This window comes from Enterobacter sp. CFEC122 (assembly GCF_052983755.1).
The window spans coordinates 50783-69749 of record NZ_JBRIQR010000017.1 but is presented as its reverse complement, the minus strand read 5'-3'; the positions used below and the strand labels follow the sequence as shown (position 1 = coordinate 69749).

Genomic DNA, 18967 nt, shown 5'->3' with positions numbered 1-18967 from the left:
TTCTGTGACCGTTAAACGACCCGTTTCCGGAAGCCTTGCCTGGGCTTTCTTTTCGATCATTGCCCTATCCGTACTCAGCAGCACCGTCGCGTTGCTGACGCTGGCCAGCAGCCAGCGCGATGCCGAAGCCATCAACATCGCTGGCTCACTGCGCATGCAGAGCTATCGTCTGGGCTACGAGATGCAGCGCAACAGCCCTTCCCTTTCGGCACATCGCGAGAGCTGGCAACAGACGCTCGGTGCGCCTGCCCTGCAGAAGCTGGATCGCTGGTACGTCCCGGACAATGTGAAAGCACGCTATCAGCAGCTGCATGTGGCCTGGCAGGAGATGGATGCGCATATCGCCCGCGGCGACAGCGCGTGGTACCAACGCAATATTGAGGATTTTGTGGGCCGCATTGATGCCTTTGTGCTCGCCCTCCAGCACTACACCGAACATAAAATTCAAACGGTCACCCTGCTCTCGCTGGCTGGCGCACTCGGGATCCTGCTGCTGACGCTGTTTACCCTGCGACGCATCCGTCGTCAGGTGGTGCTGCCGCTGAATAACCTGGTGGCGGCCAGCGAACGCATTGAGCGCGGCGAATTTGCCACTCCTGCGCCGGATAGCGCCCTGCCGAACGAGCTGGGCCAGCTTTCGCGCGCCTTTAACCACATGTCAGCCGAGCTCGATACACTCTACCGTTCGCTCGAAGCCTCGGTTGCGGAAAAGACGCGGCACCTGCACGAAGCCCACCAGCAGCTCGACATGCTGTTTAAGTGCTCGCAGGCGCTCAATACCGGCCAGATAGACAGCCACTGTTTCCGGCATATCCTGCAGATTGTCCATGACTATACGCAGATGAATTATCTGGAACTGCGCACCAGCGACGACTGGCGGCTGTGCGAAGGGACGGAGGCTGAGGGTATCCCTCTGCAAAACCTGCCGGTACTGATGCAGGACACGCTCTACGGCGAGCTGCGCTGGCAAAGCGAGGCGGACAGCGTCCCCCTTCCGCTGATGAGAAGCGTGGCGACCATGCTCGGGCGCGGGCTGTACTTTAACCAGGCGCAAAAGCATTACCAGCAGCTGCTGCTGATGGAAGAGCGCGCCACCATTGCCCGCGAGCTGCACGATTCGCTGGCGCAGGTGCTGTCGTATCTGCGCATTCAGCTTGCACTGCTCAAACGCGCCGTGCCGGAAGAAAATACCCAAGCGCAGGCCATTATCACCGACTTCTCCCGCGAGCTGAACAATGCCTGGCAGCAGCTGCGCGAGCTGCTGACCACCTTCCGCCTGACGTTGAACCACGCGAATTTACCCGCGGCGCTGCAGGAGTCACTCGATGTCCTGCAGAGCCAGACGCAGGCGAAACTGCATCTCGACTGCCGCCTCTCCTCGCTGGCGCTCGACGCGCAAAAGCAGGTGCACCTGTTACAGATCGTGCGTGAGGCGGTGTTGAACGCCATTAAGCACGCGCAGGCCAGCGAGATCACCGTGAGCTGCGTGACCGCAGCGGACGGTACGCACAGCGTCAGCATTCGCGACAACGGCATCGGGATTGGCGAGGCCAGCGAGCCGCCGGGACATTACGGTCTGAACATTATGCGCGAACGCGCGCAGCGGCTTGGAGGAGTGCTGCACTTCTCGCAGCCGCAAAACGGCGGCACGCTGGTCAGCGTGACGTTTCCGGCGCCCACGCCGTTAACGGGTAAATAACGGTAAAGAGGGAAGCGCAGGGAAAAGCGCATGATAATTTACACTATCTCCTTTATTTCTCCACGTTTGACCTGGGCCTTACCGCTAAAGTTATGCGGGCAATAAACAATAATGACGTGCAGCAAAACGAGGTCACACTTTCATGGCGAATTTTTTCATCGATCGCCCCATTTTTGCCTGGGTGCTTGCCATCCTGTTGTGTCTGACAGGTGTCCTGGCGATTACGTCACTTCCCGTTGAGCAATACCCCGACCTGGCACCGCCGAACGTGCGCGTCACCGCAAACTACCCCGGCGCGTCCGCTCAGACGCTGGAAAATACCGTGACGCAGGTTATCGAGCAGAACATGACGGGTCTGGATAACCTGATGTACATGTCCTCGCAAAGCAGCGCCACGGGACAGGCGACGGTGACCCTGAGCTTTAAGGCGGGCACCGACCCGGACGAAGCGGTGCAGCAGGTCCAAAACCAGCTGCAGTCGGCGATGCGCAAGCTGCCCCAGGCGGTGCAAAACCAGGGCGTGACCGTGCGTAAAACCGGCGATACCAACATATTGACCATCGCCTTTGTCTCGACAGATGGCTCGATGGATAAACAGGACATCGCGGACTACGTCGCCAGTAATATTCAGGATCCCATCAGCCGGATCAACGGCGTCGGGGATATCGACGCCTACGGCTCACAGTACTCCATGCGTATCTGGCTCGATCCCAACAAGCTGAACAGCTACCAAATGACGGCAACCGACGTGACGGATGCCATTAAAGCCCAGAACGCCCAGATTGCCGTGGGGCAACTGGGGGGAACGCCTTCCGTTGATAAGCAAGCCCTGAACGCCACCATTAATTCGCAATCCCTGCTGCAGACGCCGGACCAGTTCCGCAATATCACCCTGCGCGTGAATCAGGACGGGTCGGAAGTGCGTCTGGGCGATGTCGCCACGGTGGAAATGGGGGCGGAGAAATACGACTACCTGAGCCGCTTTAACGGCAATCAGGCCTCCGGTCTGGGGATTAAGCTGGCCTCCGGCGCGAACGAAATGGCGACGGCAAAACTGGTGTTAGACCGTCTGGACGAGCTGTCGCAGTATTTCCCGCACGGGCTGGAGTACAAAGTCGCCTATGAAACCACCTCCTTCGTTAAAGCCTCCATTGAGGACGTGGTGAAGACTCTGCTGGAAGCCATCGCGCTGGTGTTCCTGGTCATGTACCTGTTCCTGCAAAACTTCCGCGCGACGCTGATCCCCACCATTGCCGTCCCCGTCGTGCTGCTGGGGACCTTTGCGGTACTCTACGCCTTCGGGTACAGCATTAATACCCTGACGATGTTTGCGATGGTGCTGGCGATCGGCCTTCTGGTGGATGATGCCATCGTGGTGGTTGAAAACGTCGAGCGCATCATGAGCGAAGAAGGGCTCTCTCCGCGCCAGGCGACGCGCAAGTCCATGGGGCAAATTCAGGGGGCGCTGGTCGGGATTGCGATGGTGCTGTCGGCCGTCTTTATCCCGATGGCCTTCTTTGGCGGCACCACCGGGGCGATTTACCGCCAGTTCTCGATCACCATCGTCTCGGCGATGGTGCTCTCCGTGCTGGTCGCGCTGATCCTCACCCCCGCGCTGTGCGCCACCATTCTGAAACCGCTGCACAAAGGGGAGCATCACGGGCAGAAAGGGTTCTTCGGCTGGTTTAACCGGATGTTCAACCGCAACGCCGCGCGCTATGAATCTGCCGTTGGTCGCGTACTGCACCGCAGTCTGCGCTGGATGATGATTTACGTTGTGCTGCTGGGCGGGATGGTGTGGCTGTTCCTGCACCTGCCCACCTCGTTCCTGCCGATGGAAGACCGGGGGATGTTCACCACCTCGGTGCAGCTTCCGAGCGGCGCAACGCAGCAGCAGACGCTGAAAGTGGTGCAGAAAGTGGAGCAGTACTTCTTCACCAAAGAGAAAGATAACGTTGTCTCGGTCTTCTCCACCGTCGGTTCCGGCCCGGGCGGAAACGGGCAGAACGTTGCCCGCATGTTTGTCCGCCTGAAGGACTGGGACGAACGCGATACCCGGACGGGCACCTCGTTTGCCATCATTGAACGTGCGACAAAAGCCTTTGCGCACATCAAAGAAGCGCGCGTCTTTGCCAGCAGCCCGCCGGCGATAAGCGGCCTGGGCAGTTCAGCCGGGTTCGATATGGAGCTGCAGGATCACGCCGGGGCGGGCCACACGGCGCTGATGGCGGCACGCGATAAGCTGTTAGCGCTGGCAGGCAACGATCCCGGCCTGACCCGCGTTCGCCATAACGGCCTCGACGACAGCCCGCAGCTTCAGGTTGATATCGATCAGCGTAAGGCGCAGGCGCTGGGTGTGTCGATCAACGATATCAACGACACCCTGCAAACGGCGTGGGGGTCGAGCTATGTGAATGACTTTATGGATCGCGGCCGCGTGAAAAAAGTGTATGTCCAGTCCGCCGCGCCGTTCCGCATGCTGCCGGATGATATTAACCGCTGGTTTGTCAGAAATAATGCTGGCGGCATGGTGCCGTTCTCCGCCTTTGCCAGTTCGCACTGGGAGAGCGGATCGCCACGCCTGGAACGCTATAACGGCTATTCTGCGGTTGAAATCGTCGGGGAAGCCGCGCCGGGCGTCAGCACCGGTACCGCCATGGACACCATGGAAAAACTGGTGCAACAGCTGCCCGCCGGTTTTGGTCTCGAGTGGACGGCCATGTCTTACCAGGAGCGTCTCTCCGGGGCGCAGGCCCCCGCCCTTTACGCGCTCTCTCTGCTGGTGGTCTTCCTCTGCCTTGCCGCCCTGTATGAGAGCTGGTCGGTCCCGTTCTCGGTCATGCTGGTCGTGCCCCTTGGGGTTATCGGTGCGCTGCTGGCGACCTGGATGCGCGGCCTGGAGAACGATGTCTACTTCCAGGTGGGCCTGCTCACCGTCATTGGGCTGTCGGCGAAAAACGCCATTCTGATCGTTGAGTTTGCCAACGAGATGAATGCCAAAGGCCACGAGCTGATGGCCGCCACGCTGCACGCCTGCCGTCAGCGCCTGCGTCCGATTCTGATGACGTCGCTGGCGTTTGTCTTTGGTGTTCTGCCAATGGCAACCAGTACGGGTGCAGGCTCCAGCAGCCAGCATGCGGTCGGGACGGGGGTGATGGGCGGCATGATTTCGGCCACCATTCTGGCCATTTACTTCGTTCCGCTGTTCTTTGTGCTGGTGCGTCGCCGCTTCCCGCTGAAGGAACGTCCTGAGTAAGTGGTTGAAATAAAAAAAGGCGGCTTTATCGGCCGCCTTTTTATTGTGTGATTAATTCACACTATGGTTATTTTACTTATTTTAGTGCTCTTGCAATTCTTACTGAATGTCATTTACGAAGCATGCCTTCGATAAAATCTTTCCAGTTCCCCAGTTCACGTTCAATCATAACAACCTCTCTTATTATTATGCGCATTCTACAAAAACGTACCATCATTGTGAAGACTATTTAACCAATTGCTGTGATTGTACCCCACGTCCTGCGGGGATTTATGATAAATATGAACGGAGAGACCTCAATTTTTTGTGACGGCCAGCAATATTTTGAAATAACCCTACGGACGGGTGAGTTTTATTTTATTGGCTGACTTTATTGGGTTTTTAAAGTTTATGGACATCTATGCTTAAATGATGAAAGAATATTCAGCGTACAGTTGTGAGTCGAATTAAGAAGACACATTAATCCAGACGATTCCTGAATGTGTTATATTCCACTTAAGGATATATCTTCGAATTTACTGAACATTTAATTATCAGAACATCAAAAGGATTCACCATGGTTGTGATGTACGGCATTAAAAATTGCGACACCATCAAAAAAGCCCGCCGCTGGCTGGACGCTAACAGCGTGGAGTACCGCTTCCACGATTACCGTGCCGACGGGCTCGATGCAGAATTTCTGCATAGCGCTATCCGCGAACTGGGTTGGGAAGCCCTGCTGAACACCCGCGGCACCACCTGGCGTAAACTGGACGACTCACTGCGCGCCAGCATCACCGATGCCGACAGCGCGGCAAAACTGATGCTCGAGATGCCGGCAATTATCAAACGCCCATTGCTCTGCGCGCCAGGGCAGCCTATGCTGCTGGGTTTCAGTGAAACCCTTTATTCCGACTTTTTTCGTTGAGGTGTAGTTTATGTCATGCCCGGTCATTGAGCTGACTCAGCAGCTTATTCGCCGTCCTTCCCTTAGCCCGGACGACGCAGGTTGTCAGGCTCTTATGATTGAACGCCTGCGTGCCATCGGTTTTACCGTTGAACGCATGGACTTTGGCGATACCCAGAACTTCTGGGCGTGGCGCGGACAGGGCGAAACGCTTGCCTTCGCCGGGCATACTGACGTCGTTCCCGCCGGTGACGCGGATCGCTGGATTAACCCGCCGTTTGAGCCGACCATTCGCGATGGCATGCTGTTTGGCCGCGGCGCGGCAGACATGAAAGGCTCTCTGGCGGCGATGGTCGTGGCGGCAGAGCGCTTTGTGGCGCAGCATCCGAACCACAAAAACCGCCTCGCGTTTTTGATCACCTCCGACGAAGAAGCCAGCGCGCACAACGGCACCGTGAAGGTCGTCGAAGCGCTGATGGCCCGCAACGAGCGTCTCGACTACTGCCTGGTCGGTGAGCCGTCCAGTACCGAAGTGGTGGGTGACGTCGTCAAAAACGGTCGCCGTGGCTCGCTGACCTGTAACCTGACCATTCACGGCGTTCAGGGGCACGTTGCGTATCCGCATCTGGCCGATAACCCGGTCCACCGCGCCGCGCCAATGCTGAGCGAGCTGGTGGCGATTGAGTGGGATAAGGGCAACGAGTTCTTCCCGCCGACCAGCATGCAGATTGCGAACGTCAAGGCCGGGACCGGCAGCAATAACGTGATCCCGGGGGATTACGTCGTCCAGTTCAACTTCCGCTTCAGCACGGAACTGACCGATGAGATGATCAAGGCGCGCGTTATCGCCCTGCTGGAAAAATATCAGCTGCGTTACACCGTGGAGTGGTGGCTTTCCGGCCAGCCGTTCCTGACGCAGCGCGGTAAACTGGTGGATGCGGTGGTGAACGCCATCGAGCACTATAATGAAATTAAGCCACAGCTGCTGACAACGGGTGGTACCTCAGACGGACGCTTTATCGCCCGTATGGGTGCTCAGGTTGTCGAACTGGGGCCAGTGAACGCAACCATTCATAAAATAAATGAGTGTGTCAATGCGGCAGATTTACAACTGCTGGCCCGTATGTATCAACGTATTATGGAGCAAATCGTCGCCTGACGAACGCTCTGAGAGGAATAGCGAATGGATTGGCTTTCAAAGTACTGGTGGGTTCTGGTGTTGGTTTTTCTGGTCGGCGTATTGCTGAACGTGATTAAAGACCTTAAGCGCGTGGACCATAAAAAATTTCTCGCCAACAAGCCGGATCTTCCCCCGCACCGTGATTTCAACGACAAGTGGGACGATGACGACGACTGGCCGAAGAAGGATCAGAAGAAGTAATCGATCCGATTCCCCCTCTCCATGGGAGAGGGGGAAGAATCACATAAACTCAACAATATCATCGTCATCCGGCTTACCGCCGCTGAGTGCTTCATCAAAGTAGTGCTTCGGTACGGTATAGCGCAGATGGTCAAGCGCAAACTGCATGCTGCGGTCGTCAATGGCGTGGCCCAGATCGTCAACGATATCAAGCGTCACATCCCCACCCTCACGCATCAGCGCTTCCTGGGCAGCAACCGCATGCGAGAGCTCAATCACCCGGTCTTCACCGCCGTGGATTAAGTGGATCGTGGTCTGCGTGGTTGCGCTTGTCGGTAACGTCGCAAAACGGCCGTTAAACGCGATCACCCGTGAAACCAGACCCGGCTGTGCCTTTACGCTTTCCAGCGACATGATTGACCCCTGCGAGAAGCCAATCAGCGCGGTCGCTTCGGCTCCTACGCCGCTCTGCTGCTGCCAGTAGCGGATGACGTCGATAAAGGTCGGCATGATGGCGTCGATACGCGCCTGACGGTTCTCTTCCGTCACGCCCTGAACCGAGAACCACTGGCGCCCGTTCGGGCCGCATGGCTCTACGCCGCCGATGCTGACAATCAGCGCTTCCGGGAAAACGGGCGCAAACCAGCTGCCAATCTGCCCCATATTGACGGCATTATCGCCAACCCCATGAAACAGAAGCAGTAACTGTTTAGCCGGTTTGTCAGGGCTTTGAACAACAAAATGGTCATGTTTCATGGTGGTCTCCTTAATAGATGACCTGGATTCTACGCCTCCCGGCGGGAATGACCATGCCACTTTACTGAAGAAGTCATTGAAAAAATTGCCATTGCAAAATGGCTTCCTTCAACTGCTGGCAGCGCGGATAATCAAGGCTTTCAAGCGCTTGCGCGGTTTCAGAGCGCAGCTTTGCCAGCAACGCTTTTCGCCCGAGCTCATCCGTTTTCCCTGCTAGTTTCCCCCGCAGGGCCGGAAGCGGCATATCAACGGTGAGCAACAACCGCGTCAGCGCGGCAACCGAGGTTGAAAACGCGCGATGGGCAAAAGCAAACCCCGCCAGCTCCCGCCAGTCATCACTATTAAGGGTAGCTTCCCAGCCGTCGTCCACCGGGATCTTTTCACCGTTCCAGGCCGACAGGACGCGCATATCCCGGCATAAACGGTGATGTTCCTGCGCGCACAGCCGACGCCCGGCCTCGCTCAGCGGCAGCAGCGCCATCGCCGTGTAGCAGCCGCTGCTGGCTTCCCGATGGCTCCCCATCCGCACCAGCACAAACCCGCACCGCTGCCAGAAACGCCACAGCTCGTCGGTATAACCAAAACTCACCGACAGATAATCTTCCCCGCTGGCGCTAAGGATAAGCCGTTGCCCGATGCCTTCCCGCTGGCGCAGGGGGTGAACCGCAATGCGGCTAACCCGTCGCCCTTTCAGCGTCGCCGCGAGCGGAGAGCCGCCGTGCGCCGCCAGCGACTGCGCCACGAGATTCCCGCGTGGACGCCGGTATCCCGCCCACACGGCGCGGCTAAGTTCCGGTGACAACCCGCCCTCTTCCACCAGCCAGAGCGCGCCTGCAATATCAGCCCCCGTCTCTGCAACAGCAAAGTGCTGGCCGGGCGCGTCCATCATCCGGCGTAAATCGAGTGGTGACGTGCGGTAGTGTGCAGCACACAGCAGTTCATAAACGCTTGCCGCGCGTGCCGGGTCGCTCTCCCACATCCGCGGCGCCAGCGGCGTTATACGAACCTCACCTTCCGGTTTGCGATCGATAAGCGCATCATCAAATAACAGAGCATTTGCCACGAACCGCTCAAGCGGACATCCGGCGGCCCAGCGAATGGGGGTCGATAAGGCATAATGCCGCAGTCCGCTGAAACGGGCGCAGAACTTCAGCAGGAATCCCCTGCCCGTCCCTTCATAGCCCTGCACCGTGGTGGTTAATAATACGCGCGAAAAGCGCGTCACCAGCTTCTCCAGCAGCGGGCCCGGGATGGCAGCCGCTTCATCGACAATCAGCCAGTCGGCCTGCAGCGTGGAGGCCAGCAGCGCATCCGGGGCCATAAAGTGGAAATGCTCGCCCGCAAAGCGCGCAATGACATCCGTTGCCCCTTTAGCCGGTGCCGTGACCACCGCACTCCCCTGAATGCTATTGAGCAGCATCCCCGCCAGCGCTGACTTTCCTCGCCCGCGCGGTGCCGTTACGGCAGCGATGCCCGCAGGCATGGTCAGAAGCGCGTCGAGGATCTCCGCCTGCTCGCGCTGCGGTGCGCCGCTGGCAGGCTGCCAGGCGGGTAAATCCGGCGCAACGGGAACGGACAAAGGACGATGCTGTTGCCAGACAATCGCATCCGAATCGGCGGCAAGCGTCCGGCAGAAGTGGTGCACAAAGTGTGGAGTGGCGATCGGCTCCGCGCTGTCGCTCCAGCGCAAAGAATCGCTGTCTGGCCTGTCGGCCCAGTCAGCAAGCGGAGGAACCAGCAGCACCAGGAGGCTTCCGGCGCGCAGCGTCCCGCTGAGCGCGGCGAAGGCTGAGACGTCAAACCCGGCGCGCGCGTCAAAAACGGCGTGAAGGTATTCGCGTCCCAGCAGTCCGCTGAGGGTTTTTGAGGGATTGTCATCCAGCCACAGCCAGTCTCCCGGCAGGGCATTACGCAGGTCAGTCGCCTGACTCAACGTCCACTGCGCCTCACCGCTGAGCACCACCAGCCGACGATGGCCGGTGCGCTCAAGCTCGCGTATCAGCTGTTCAAACGCCAGCATTACATCGCTTTGCCGAAGGTATTACACTGCGCCGGGTCGCCGCTGTCGAAACCGCGTTTAAACCAGCTGTAGCGCTGCTGCGAAGTACCGTGAGTGAAGCTGTCCGGCACGACGCGCCCCTGGCTCTGCTGCTGAAGACGGTCGTCACCGATCGCCTGAGCGGCATTCAGCGCCTCCTCAAGATCGCCGGATTCCAGCACGCCCTGCTGCTGCATGCTGTGGCCCCAGACGCCCGCGAAGCAGTCCGCCTGCAGCTCCGTTTTAACGGACAGGCGGTTCACGTCAGCCTGCGACGCATTTTGCTGCAGCTGGCGCACTTTTGGCTCAATCCCCAGCAGCTTTTGCACGTGATGGCCGACTTCATGCGCGATCACGTAGCCCTGGGCAAAATCGCCGTCAGCGCCAAGCTTGCGTTTCATGTCATCGTAAAAGGAGAGATCGATATAGACGGTGCCGTCCGCCGGGCAGTAGAACGGCCCCATCACGGACTGTCCGGTGCCGCATCCGGTGCGGGTTGCGCCCCGGTACATCACCAGCTTCGGCTGCTGGTAGGTACGCCCCATCTTCTCAAACAGCTGACCCCAGGTGTCTTCCGTTGTGGCGAGGATCACGGAGGTAAATTTGGCCGCTTCATCTTCATTCGGGCTGATGGAGCGCTGAGAATGCTGCTGCTGTTGCAGCGGCTGACCGGTCATTAACCCGGTGAGATCGACGCCGTAATAGCCCGCGACCAGCACCACTATCAGCAGAATGATACCGCCCTTGCCGCTGGGTAAGCGGAAGCCGGGTCCGCCCATGGAAGGACCGCCGCCGCCATCACTGCGTCTGTCTTCTACATTGTCACTTTCACGACGCCCTTGCCAGCGCATAACCACCTCTAACTATTCCATTTATAATAGCTATGATCGTAGGCGGTTAACGGCAAGATTACCATAGGAAACAAAGGTAAGACGCCAAAGGATGCGAACATCCTTTGGCAAGTGAGGGAGTTAGTCGAGCTTAACGCCTAAACGGTGAGCAACCGCTTCGTACGCTTCAATCAGGCCACCCAGGCTCTGACGGAAGCGGTCTTTGTCCATTTTATCCAGGGTTTCTTTGTCCCACAGGCGGCTACCGTCCGGTGAGAACTCATCGCCCAGCACCACTTCGCCTTTGAACAGACCAAACTCCAGCTTAAAGTCGACGAGGATCAGGCCCGCGTCATCAAACAATTTTTTCAGCACGTCGTTGGCTTTGTAGGTCAGCTCTTTCATGCGCGCCAGGTTCTCTTTGTTCACCCAGCCGAAGGTTTCGCAGTAGGAATCATTGACCATCGGGTCGTGCATGGCGTCGTTTTTCAGGAACAGATCGAACAGCGGTGGATTCAGTTCGATACCTTCTTCAATGCCCAGACGCTTCACCAGGGAGCCCGCCGCGCGGTTACGAATAACGCACTCAACCGGAACCATATCCAGTTTTTTCACCAGACATTCCGTATCGGACAGCAACGCTTCCATCTGAGTCGGGATACCCGCTTCGGCCAGTTTGGTCATAATGAAGTGGTTGAACTTGTTGTTCACCATGCCTTTACGATCGAACTGCTCAATGCGCGCGCCATCCCCTGCTGACGTATCATTGCGGAACTCGAGCACCAACAGATCCGGGTTTTCCGTGCTGTATACGGTCTTCGCTTTGCCACGATACAACTCAGCTTGCTTCTGCATCTTCATTACTCCTGGTGTGATGATTTGTGTTCAAAACTGGGGATATTATGCCACGCACACGTTTGCGTAGCACGAAAATAAAAAGGGCTGGATTCACCAGCCCTCGTATTTATTTGCTGAATGCTGCCTGGAAGACAGCGACCAGCGCATCGTTCTGCGACTGGGTCAGCGTGTGACCTTTTGGATCGATAAACTGCAGGCTACTGCGGTTATCAAGGTCACCGACCTGAATCTTGTAGTCACCGGAGGCAAGCTGAGGATCTTTCGCGCCCAGTTCCTGCCACGCGCTGTCGGAGAGCGGCTTATAGGTTGCCGTCATGCTGCCGGTTGAGCGGGTGCTGTCGGTCACTTTCATGCCCACTTTTTCCAGCGTCGCTGGCAGACGCTGCCAGGTCTGGTTAAACGGTGCACGCACCACCAGCATTGGCAGGCCGGTATCATCCGCGCCGCTCTGGACATCGAAGGTCACACCGTTGCGGCTCTGCGCGGCGTTGGCAGCATCGGTCGCGTTTTTATCCAGGCCTGCGGCAATCACGTTCAGCATTTCGGTGCTGTAACGCTGCAGGGATGCGGCATCCGCAACCGGTTTACCCGCCTGCTCCAGGTTCAACAGCTTAACGTTAACCGCCTGCTGATAACCCTGTGGTTTAACGGAGACTTGATAACGACCGCGGTACTGCTGGTCTTCATCCAGACGGTTCCATTCGATCCAGTCGGTGGTTAACGTCTGGCTGGCATCATCGCGTTTATCGATGGTGTAGTTCTTCGCCTGAATGACGCTGACAACCTGCGGCCACAGGGTGCTACCGCGCGCGCTCTCAACCATCAGAGACGCCGTATCACCGGTGAACTGGGTACGCGCCCCGCTCACCAGCGCCAGAGGCTGTGCTGGTGGACGAATATCAAGCGCTTTACCGACCAGGCCGCTGCCGTTGGTCACGGGAATATTATAATCGCCGTTCTGAATCGGCAGGATCATACCAGCCGGTGCGTGAAGTTCAGCAAGCGGGGTCGCATCCAGATAGGATTCATCACCGCTCACCTGGCGCTTGTAGCGCGAGTCTGAACTACAGGCAGCGAGCAGCATAACAAGCGAAACACTCGCAACCTTCGCCAGGCGCGACTTCTGTACTGAATAAGCCATCAAATCTCCCTAAACTTTACAGCAAACCGGCATGCTTCAGCGCTGCCCTGACGATATCACGACCGTGGTCGGTAATCGGTGTCATTGGCAGACGCAGCGTGTCGGTTGCTACAAGCCCCAACTCCTTACATGCCCATTTCACTGGGATCGGATTGGGTTCGACAAATAATTTATTGTGCAGCGGCATCAGACGCTGATTTATGACACGCGCTTCATCAAAGTGACCGGCCGCGGCCAGTTTGCACATTTCAGCCATATCGCGCGCCGCAACGTTTGCCGTTACGGAGATCACGCCATGGCCACCGAGCTGCATAAAGTCCAGCGCGGTCGCATCATCACCGCTCAACAGGATAAAGTCGTCTGAAACCAGCTCTTTGATCTGATGAACGCGGCTTAAGTTCCCTGTCGCCTCTTTAATACCGATAATATTTTTGACTTCCGAGAGACGACCAACGGTTTCCGGCAGCATATCGCAACCGGTACGGGACGGCACATTATACAGAATTTGTGGCAAGTCAGTATGTTCAGCGATGGCTTTGAAGTGCTGGAACAAACCTTCCTGAGTAGGACGGTTGTAGTAAGGGGTCACCGTCAGACAGCCGACAATGCCGCTGTCGTTAAAACGTTTAGTCAGGCTGATCGCTTCTGCGGTGGCATTCGCGCCTGTGCCCGCGATGACCGGAATACGTCCGTCAGCCAGTTCCAGGGTCAGCATAACCACATCGCCGTGCTCGTCGTGGCTCAGCGTTGCAGATTCACCGGTAGTCCCTACCGAAACGATCGCCGAGGTTCCATTGGCGACATGGTAATCAATCAGCTTCTTCATGCTAGACCGGCAGACGTTACCTTTTTCATCCATCGGTGTTACAAGCGCGACAATACTTCCCGTGAACATGAGCCATCCTCTGTGCGAACAAGAGTCTCAATGGTACGTTTGGAACTGTAATAAAAGCAAGCGACCTGAGGCCCTCAGGCGGTTGTATGCATGTTTTTTTTATGCTTTCCTTAGGAAGACTTAACCATGCAAAGGAAGAACAGGTTTGACAACCTCATCACAACATTACCTGGTTATCACTGCGCTGGGTGCCGACAGGCCGGGTATCGTGAACACCATCACCCGCCACGTAAGCAGTTGCGGCTGTAATATTGAAGACAGCCGTTTGGCCATGCTCGGCGAAGAGTTCACATTCATTATGTTGCTTTCAGGGACATGGAACGCCATCACGTTGATTGAATCGACCCTGCCGCTGAAAGGTGCCGAGCTGGACTTGCTGATCGTCATGAAGCGCACCACCGCGCGCCCTCGCCCGGCCATGCCTTCTACCGTCTGGGTGCAGGTTGAAGTGCCTGATTCTCCACATCTGATTGAGCGCTTCACCGCGCTGTTTGACAGCCATCAGATGAACATCGCCGAGCTCGTTTCCCGCACACAGCCGGGCGACGCAAGCACGGTTCCCACGCTCTTTATTCAAATTACCGCGCACAGTCCTGCGTCACAGGATGCGTCAAATATCGAGCAAGCGTTCAAAGCCCTCTGTACAGAATTAAACGCGCAGGGCAGTATAAGCGTCGTCAATTATTCGCAGCACGAACAGGATGGAGTTGAGTAATGAATCCACTGAAAGCCGGTGACATCGCACCGAAATTTAGCTTACCGGATCAAGACGGCGAGCAAGTAAATTTGACCGACTTCCAGGGACAGCGTGTTCTGGTCTATTTCTACCCGAAAGCCATGACCCCCGGCTGCACCGTACAGGCCTGCGGCTTACGCGATAACATGGATGAGTTGAAAAAAGTCGGCGTGGAAGTGCTGGGTATCAGCACCGATAAACCAGAAAAGCTGTCACGATTTGCTGAAAAAGAGCTGCTGAACTTCACGCTGCTTTCTGACGAAGATCATCAGGTATGCGAGCAGTTCGGCGTCTGGGGCGAGAAGACGTTTATGGGTAAAACCTACGACGGTATTCACCGCATCAGCTTCCTGATTGACGCCGACGGTAAAGTTGAACACGTGTTTGACGACTTCAAAACCAGCAACCACCACGACGTGGTGTTGAACTGGCTGAAAGAAAGTGCCTGAAAGTGAGTGTCGGGTGGCGGCTTCGCCTTACCCGACCTACAAGGATAAATAGGCCGGGTAAGCGCAGCGCCACCCGGCAAAACTTACTGCTCTTCTACCGCCGGCACATCCGGCCACGCGTGGACGACCGCTTTAATCAGCGTCGCCAGCGGAATGGCGAAGAACACGCCCCAGAATCCCCACAGCCCGCCGAAAATCACCACCGATAAGATAATCACCAGCGGATGCAGGTTCACCGCTTCGGAGAACAGCACCGGTACAAGCAGGTTACCGTCCAGCCCCTGAATAATCAGATACACCGCGAAGCAGCTCCAGAACTCGGTACCCAGCCCAAACTGGAACAACGCCACGCCAACCACCGGAATGGTCACCACAAACGCGCCGATGTAGGGGATCAAAACCGAAAATCCGACCAGCACGGCCAGCAGCAGCGAGTAGTTCAGGCCGAAAATCAGGAAGCCAATCCAGGTGGCGCCCCCCACCACAATCATCTCCAGCACCTTGCCGCGTATGTAGTTGGTGATCTGCTGGTTCATCTCTTCCCAGACCTGCCCCGCCAGCCCGCGGTTGCGCGGCAGAATACGGCGTACGGCGTTGAGCATCTGGTCTTTATCTTTCACCAGGAAGAAGACCATCAGCGGCACCAGCACGAGGTAGACCGCCAGCGTCAGCAGTCCGACCAGGGACGCCAGAGAGTACTTCACCACCGAATCGCCCATCGTCATGATGCGGGCGCGCATATTTTCGGCCATCGCGTCGATAATCCCGGCATCCATCAGCGCAGGATAACGGCGCGGCAGCGTGGCGGCGAAATCAGAAAGCTTATTCAGCATGCCGGGCATATCGCGGATCAGGTTAATTCCCTGTTGCCAGGCTACCGGCATCACCACAAAGGCCATCAACAGCAGGATGCCGACAAACAGCACCAGCACGATGCTGGTCGCCCAGCGGCGGGAACACCCAATATTTTCCAGGCGCGCCGTTGGCCACTCCAGCAGGTACGCCAGCACAATCGCTACCAGCAGAGGGGCGAGCAGGCCGCTGAAGAAGAACAGGATACCGAACCCGGCGACCAGAATAACCAACAAAGCAATGGCTTCCGGGTCGCTGAACCGACGCCGGTACCACTGCATTAACATTTCGAGCATACAACCCTTCCCTGAATCGAATGGCGGGAGTGAGACGGTGAATTGTATCTAACTGTCACAAAAAAGACTTTCGCTTTTTGTATCCCGATCGCAATCCGCAAAAGCCTGATGAATGGGATTTTCTTCATGCTACAACACGGCTACACTCGCAGGGCAGCAGAGATGAACGATATGCCGGTTCATCGGTCAAACTAGCACATCTAACATACAGGACAGTGGTTATGTTCAGGCAGTTGAGAAAAACACTGGTTGCAACACTGATTGCCGCGGTGACGGTCGGTCAGGTGTTGCCCGCTTTTGCTGACTCGTCCGATACATTGCCGGACATGGGCACCACGGCAGGAAGCACGCTATCTATTGGGCAAGAGATGCAAATGGGCGACTACTATGTTCGCCAGCTGCGCGGCAGCGCCCCGCTGATTAACGACCCTTTGCTGGTACAGTACATAAACGGGCTGGGAATGCGCCTGGTAGCGCACGCCGACTCGGTAAAAACCCCCTTCCATTTCTATTTAATCAATAATGACGAAATCAACGCCTTCGCCTTCTTTGGCGGTAACGTGGTGCTGCATTCGGCGTTATTCCGTTATTCGGACAACGAAAGCCAGCTGGCCTCGGTCATGGCGCACGAAATTTCGCACGTCACCCAGCGGCACCTGGCGCGTGCGATGGAAGACCAGAAACGTAACGCTCCCCTCACCTGGGTGGGCGCACTGGGTTCCATTCTGCTGGCGATGGCCAGCCCGCAGGCCGGGATGGCGGCGCTGACCGGTACGCTGGCCGGGACGCGCCAGGGGATGATCAGCTTTACCCAACAAAACGAGCAGGAAGCGGACCGTATCGGCATCCAGGTGTTACAGCGCTCAGGCTTTGACCCGCAGGCCATGCCGAGCTTCCTCGAAAAACTGCTCGATCAGGCGCGTTATTCTTCCCGTCCACCGGAAATTTTGCTCACGCACCCGCTGCCTGAAAGCCGTCTGTCGGACGCGCGTAACCGTGCCAACCAGATGCGCCCGGTCGTGGTCCAGTCTTCGCAGGATTTCTACATGGCGAAAGTGAGAACGCTGGGGATGTACAATTCCGGGCGTAACCAGCTCACCAGCGACCTGCTGGATGCCCTGGCGAAAGGCAACGTGCGTGAGAAAAACGCCGCGCAGTATGGTCAGGCGCTCCAGGCGATGGAAGCCAGCAAATACGACGAGGCGCGTAAAGCGCTGCAACCGCTTCTGGCTGCCGACCCGAACAACCCGTGGTACCTCGATCTGTCGACGGATATCGATCTGGGGCAGAAGAAGCCTGCCGATGCGATTAACCGCCTGAAAGGGGCGAAAGACGTCCGCACCAACCCGGTGCTGCAGCTTAACCTGGCGAACGCTTACCTGCAGGGCGGCCAGCCGGGTGAAGCGGCGACCATCCTGAACCGTTACACCTTTAACAATAAAGACGATCAAAACGGCTGGGATCTGCTCGCTCAGGCGGAAGCCCAGCTTGGCAACCGCGACCAGGAGCTCGCGGCGCGTGCCGAAGGCTTTGCCCTGGTGGGCCGCCTCGATCAGGCCATTTCCGCGCTCAGCAGCGCCAGCTCGCAGGTCAAACTCGGCAGCCTCCAGCAGGCCCGATACGACGCGCGTATCGATCAGCTTCGCGGCCTGCAGCAGCGCTTCAAGCCGTACGAGAAGATGTAATCAAGGAGAATTCACGTCATGACAGACGCCGTAAAAATTTATCACAACCCGCGCTGCTCCAAGAGCCGCGATACCCTGAGCCTGTTGAAGTCTAACGGCGTGGAGCCGGAGGTGGTGCTGTACCTCGACACCCCACCGGACGCGCAAACCCTCCGCCAGCTGCTGCATATGCTGGGCATGGGCAGTGCACGGGATCTGATGCGCAAGAAAGAAGATCTGTATACGTCGCTTAACCTGAATGACGACCGTCTCTCCGAGGATCGGCTGATACAGGCGATGGTTGAAAATCCAAAGCTGATTGAGCGCCCGATTGTGGTGGCGAACGGCCAGGCGCGCATTGGACGCCCGCCGGAAGACGTGCTCGAGATCCTCTGATGGTTTCGCCCGGTGGCGCTGCGCTTACCGGGCCTACGGGTGCCATATGTAGGCCGGGTAAGGCGCAGCCGGCACCCGGCACAACTATAGCTTCAGAATATCTTTCACAAACGGAATGGTCAGCTTGCGCTGGGCGGTAATCGAGGCACGATCGAGCTGATCCAGCGTGTCGAACAGCGTGCGCATTTCGCGGTCCAGCCGCTTCAGCAGGAAACGGCCCACGTCTTCCGGCAGCTCAAACCCACGCTGCTTTGCACGCAGCTGTAGCGCCTGAAGCTTATCTTCATCCGACAGCGGCTGGAGCTTGTAGATTTGTCCCCAGTCCAGGCGAGACGCCAGATCCGGCAGGCCCAGATTCAGCTGTCGTGGTGGGCGATCGCCAGTGATCAGCAGTCGGGTTTTGCCCGATTCCAGAATGCGGTTGTAGAGGTTAAAGATCGCCATTTCCCACGGCTCATCCCCCGCCACGCATTCGATGTTATCGATGCAGACCAGGGAAAGATGTTCCATCCCCTCCAGCACCTCAGGCACGAACCAGGTTCGTTTATCCAGCGGCACATAGCCTACCGCATCACCGCGCGCCGAAAGCTCCGCACAGGCGGCATGCAGCAGATGGCTGCGCCCCGCACCTTCGCGTGACCAGATATAGATGTATCCGCTGTGTTCCTGACGCAGCACGTTTTGCAGTGCAGCCAGTAAAGAGGGGTTATCACCCGGCCAGAAACTTGCAAACGTTTCGTCGTCAGGGAGATAGAGTGGCAGAGAGAGCTGTGCCGGTCCGTTCAGAAGTACCTCAACCAGATCTGACATAAAATCGGCATGGAGTTTAACACGGAACCTGCAAGGAGAGAACCG

18 protein-coding genes are annotated in these 18967 nt (G+C 57.3%); 9 read left to right on the top strand and 9 right to left on the bottom strand.

The features are described from left to right. The first annotated feature begins 4 nt into the window (after nucleotides 1-4). Complete coding sequence (narQ, locus tag ACVCAM_RS13780) at nucleotides 5-1699, top strand: nitrate/nitrite two-component system sensor histidine kinase NarQ (protein ID WP_023294257.1); 1695 nt, start codon at nucleotides 5-7, stop codon at nucleotides 1697-1699. Nucleotides 1700-1841: 142 nt separating this feature from the next. Further along, nucleotides 1842-4955 carry a multidrug efflux RND transporter permease AcrD gene (gene acrD / locus ACVCAM_RS13775; protein ID WP_023294258.1) on the top strand — a complete coding sequence of 1038 codons (3114 nt, stop codon included), beginning with the start codon at nucleotides 1842-1844 and terminating at the stop codon, nucleotides 4953-4955. A 109-nt stretch (nucleotides 4956-5064) separates the two neighbouring features. Here acrD and ypfM read toward each other — a convergent pair whose 3' ends face one another. Further along, the gene (gene ypfM / locus ACVCAM_RS13770) at nucleotides 5065-5124 is read right to left on the bottom strand and encodes a protein YpfM (protein ID WP_015572204.1); all 60 of its coding nucleotides are present in this window, start codon (nucleotides 5122-5124) and stop codon (nucleotides 5065-5067) included. A gap of 387 nt (nucleotides 5125-5511) precedes the next feature. Here ypfM and ACVCAM_RS13765 point away from each other — a divergent pair, with 387 nt between their 5' ends. From ACVCAM_RS13765 to ACVCAM_RS13755, 3 genes are read left to right on the top strand one after another with little or no spacing between them, the layout of a single operon-like run. Then, on the top strand, nucleotides 5512-5862 hold the full coding sequence (locus ACVCAM_RS13765; RefSeq protein ID WP_008501625.1) for an ArsC family reductase: 351 nt from the start codon (nucleotides 5512-5514) through the stop codon (nucleotides 5860-5862). Between the two features lie 10 nt (nucleotides 5863-5872). Then, nucleotides 5873-7000, top strand: a complete 1128-nt coding sequence (gene dapE / locus ACVCAM_RS13760; protein WP_008501626.1) for a succinyl-diaminopimelate desuccinylase — start codon at nucleotides 5873-5875, stop codon at nucleotides 6998-7000. A 24-nt stretch (nucleotides 7001-7024) separates the two neighbouring features. Next, nucleotides 7025-7222 (top strand): YpfN family protein, encoded by a 198-nt coding sequence (locus ACVCAM_RS13755; RefSeq protein WP_008501627.1) that lies wholly within the window; start codon nucleotides 7025-7027, stop codon nucleotides 7220-7222. A gap of 39 nt (nucleotides 7223-7261) precedes the next feature. Here the strand turns inward: ACVCAM_RS13755 and ypfH are convergent, their stop codons facing one another. The 6 genes from ypfH to dapA all read right to left on the bottom strand — a co-directional run bounded on the left by ypfH (nucleotide 7262) and on the right by dapA (nucleotide 13719). Continuing rightward, nucleotides 7262-7957: an esterase gene (gene ypfH / locus ACVCAM_RS13750; RefSeq protein WP_070533473.1), complete on the bottom strand. Its 696-nt coding sequence runs from the start codon at nucleotides 7955-7957 to the stop codon at nucleotides 7262-7264. A gap of 73 nt (nucleotides 7958-8030) precedes the next feature. Next, on the bottom strand, nucleotides 8031-9977 hold the full coding sequence (locus tag ACVCAM_RS13745; RefSeq protein ID WP_070533471.1) for a tRNA(Met) cytidine acetyltransferase TmcA: 1947 nt from the start codon (nucleotides 9975-9977) through the stop codon (nucleotides 8031-8033). After that, entirely contained in the window at nucleotides 9977-10846 is an 870-nt protein-coding gene (ypfJ, locus tag ACVCAM_RS13740) for a KPN_02809 family neutral zinc metallopeptidase (protein ID WP_407223553.1), read from the bottom strand. Before ypfJ ends, ACVCAM_RS13745 begins: the two co-directional genes overlap by 1 nt. A gap of 120 nt (nucleotides 10847-10966) precedes the next feature. Continuing rightward, the gene (purC, locus tag ACVCAM_RS13735; protein ID WP_008501631.1) at nucleotides 10967-11680 is read right to left on the bottom strand and encodes a phosphoribosylaminoimidazolesuccinocarboxamide synthase; all 714 of its coding nucleotides are present in this window, start codon (nucleotides 11678-11680) and stop codon (nucleotides 10967-10969) included. A gap of 109 nt (nucleotides 11681-11789) precedes the next feature. After that, nucleotides 11790-12824 (bottom strand): outer membrane protein assembly factor BamC, encoded by a 1035-nt coding sequence (bamC, locus tag ACVCAM_RS13730; protein ID WP_008501632.1) that lies wholly within the window; start codon nucleotides 12822-12824, stop codon nucleotides 11790-11792. 16 nt (nucleotides 12825-12840) lie between these two features. Continuing rightward, the gene (gene dapA / locus ACVCAM_RS13725; protein ID WP_008501633.1) at nucleotides 12841-13719 is read right to left on the bottom strand and encodes a 4-hydroxy-tetrahydrodipicolinate synthase; all 879 of its coding nucleotides are present in this window, start codon (nucleotides 13717-13719) and stop codon (nucleotides 12841-12843) included. A gap of 145 nt (nucleotides 13720-13864) precedes the next feature. Here dapA and ACVCAM_RS13720 point away from each other — a divergent pair, with 145 nt between their 5' ends. Then, a complete protein-coding gene (locus tag ACVCAM_RS13720; RefSeq protein WP_023325845.1) occupies nucleotides 13865-14434 on the top strand; it encodes a glycine cleavage system transcriptional repressor in 570 nt (189 codons plus the stop codon). Further along, nucleotides 14434-14904, top strand: coding sequence for a thioredoxin-dependent thiol peroxidase (gene bcp / locus ACVCAM_RS13715; RefSeq protein ID WP_008501635.1), 471 nt, complete (start codon nucleotides 14434-14436; stop codon nucleotides 14902-14904). The genes ACVCAM_RS13720 and bcp overlap by 1 nt, the downstream gene beginning before the upstream one ends. Nucleotides 14905-14987: 83 nt before the next feature. Here bcp and ACVCAM_RS13710 read toward each other — a convergent pair whose 3' ends face one another. Next, a complete protein-coding gene (locus ACVCAM_RS13710; protein ID WP_025912790.1) occupies nucleotides 14988-16052 on the bottom strand; it encodes an AI-2E family transporter in 1065 nt (354 codons plus the stop codon). Nucleotides 16053-16273: 221 nt separating this feature from the next. Between ACVCAM_RS13710 and bepA the strand changes: the two genes are divergently transcribed. Beyond that, complete coding sequence (bepA, locus tag ACVCAM_RS13705) at nucleotides 16274-17737, top strand: beta-barrel assembly-enhancing protease (RefSeq protein ID WP_021241809.1); 1464 nt, start codon at nucleotides 16274-16276, stop codon at nucleotides 17735-17737. Between the two features lie 18 nt (nucleotides 17738-17755). Then, complete coding sequence (gene arsC, locus ACVCAM_RS13700; protein WP_008501638.1) at nucleotides 17756-18112, top strand: arsenate reductase (glutaredoxin); 357 nt, start codon at nucleotides 17756-17758, stop codon at nucleotides 18110-18112. An 84-nt stretch (nucleotides 18113-18196) separates the two neighbouring features. On the opposite strand, the gene ACVCAM_RS13695 is transcribed toward arsC, so the two are convergent. Beyond that, nucleotides 18197-18898, bottom strand: coding sequence for a DnaA inactivator Hda (locus ACVCAM_RS13695; RefSeq protein WP_166792068.1), 702 nt, complete (start codon nucleotides 18896-18898; stop codon nucleotides 18197-18199). Nucleotides 18899-18967: the final 69 nt, after the last annotated feature.

Coding starts and splice junctions, on each gene's coding strand:
- purC (WP_008501631.1), bottom strand. CDS start 11,680: ATGCAGAAGCAAGCTGAGTTGTATCGTGGCAAAGCGAAGACCGTATAC.
- dapA (WP_008501633.1), bottom strand. CDS start 13,719: ATGTTCACGGGAAGTATTGTCGCGCTTGTAACACCGATGGATGAAAAA.
- bamC (WP_008501632.1), bottom strand. CDS start 12,824: ATGGCTTATTCAGTACAGAAGTCGCGCCTGGCGAAGGTTGCGAGTGTT.
- dapE (WP_008501626.1), top strand. CDS start 5,873: ATGTCATGCCCGGTCATTGAGCTGACTCAGCAGCTTATTCGCCGTCCT.
- bepA (WP_021241809.1), top strand. CDS start 16,274: ATGTTCAGGCAGTTGAGAAAAACACTGGTTGCAACACTGATTGCCGCG.
- ACVCAM_RS13745 (WP_070533471.1), bottom strand. CDS start 9,977: ATGCTGGCGTTTGAACAGCTGATACGCGAGCTTGAGCGCACCGGCCAT.
- ACVCAM_RS13765 (WP_008501625.1), top strand. CDS start 5,512: ATGGTTGTGATGTACGGCATTAAAAATTGCGACACCATCAAAAAAGCC.
- ACVCAM_RS13710 (WP_025912790.1), bottom strand. CDS start 16,052: ATGCTCGAAATGTTAATGCAGTGGTACCGGCGTCGGTTCAGCGACCCG.
- arsC (WP_008501638.1), top strand. CDS start 17,756: ATGACAGACGCCGTAAAAATTTATCACAACCCGCGCTGCTCCAAGAGC.
- ypfJ (WP_407223553.1), bottom strand. CDS start 10,846: ATGCGCTGGCAAGGGCGTCGTGAAAGTGACAATGTAGAAGACAGACGC.
- ypfH (WP_070533473.1), bottom strand. CDS start 7,957: ATGAAACATGACCATTTTGTTGTTCAAAGCCCTGACAAACCGGCTAAA.
- ACVCAM_RS13755 (WP_008501627.1), top strand. CDS start 7,025: ATGGATTGGCTTTCAAAGTACTGGTGGGTTCTGGTGTTGGTTTTTCTG.
- bcp (WP_008501635.1), top strand. CDS start 14,434: ATGAATCCACTGAAAGCCGGTGACATCGCACCGAAATTTAGCTTACCG.
- acrD (WP_023294258.1), top strand. CDS start 1,842: ATGGCGAATTTTTTCATCGATCGCCCCATTTTTGCCTGGGTGCTTGCC.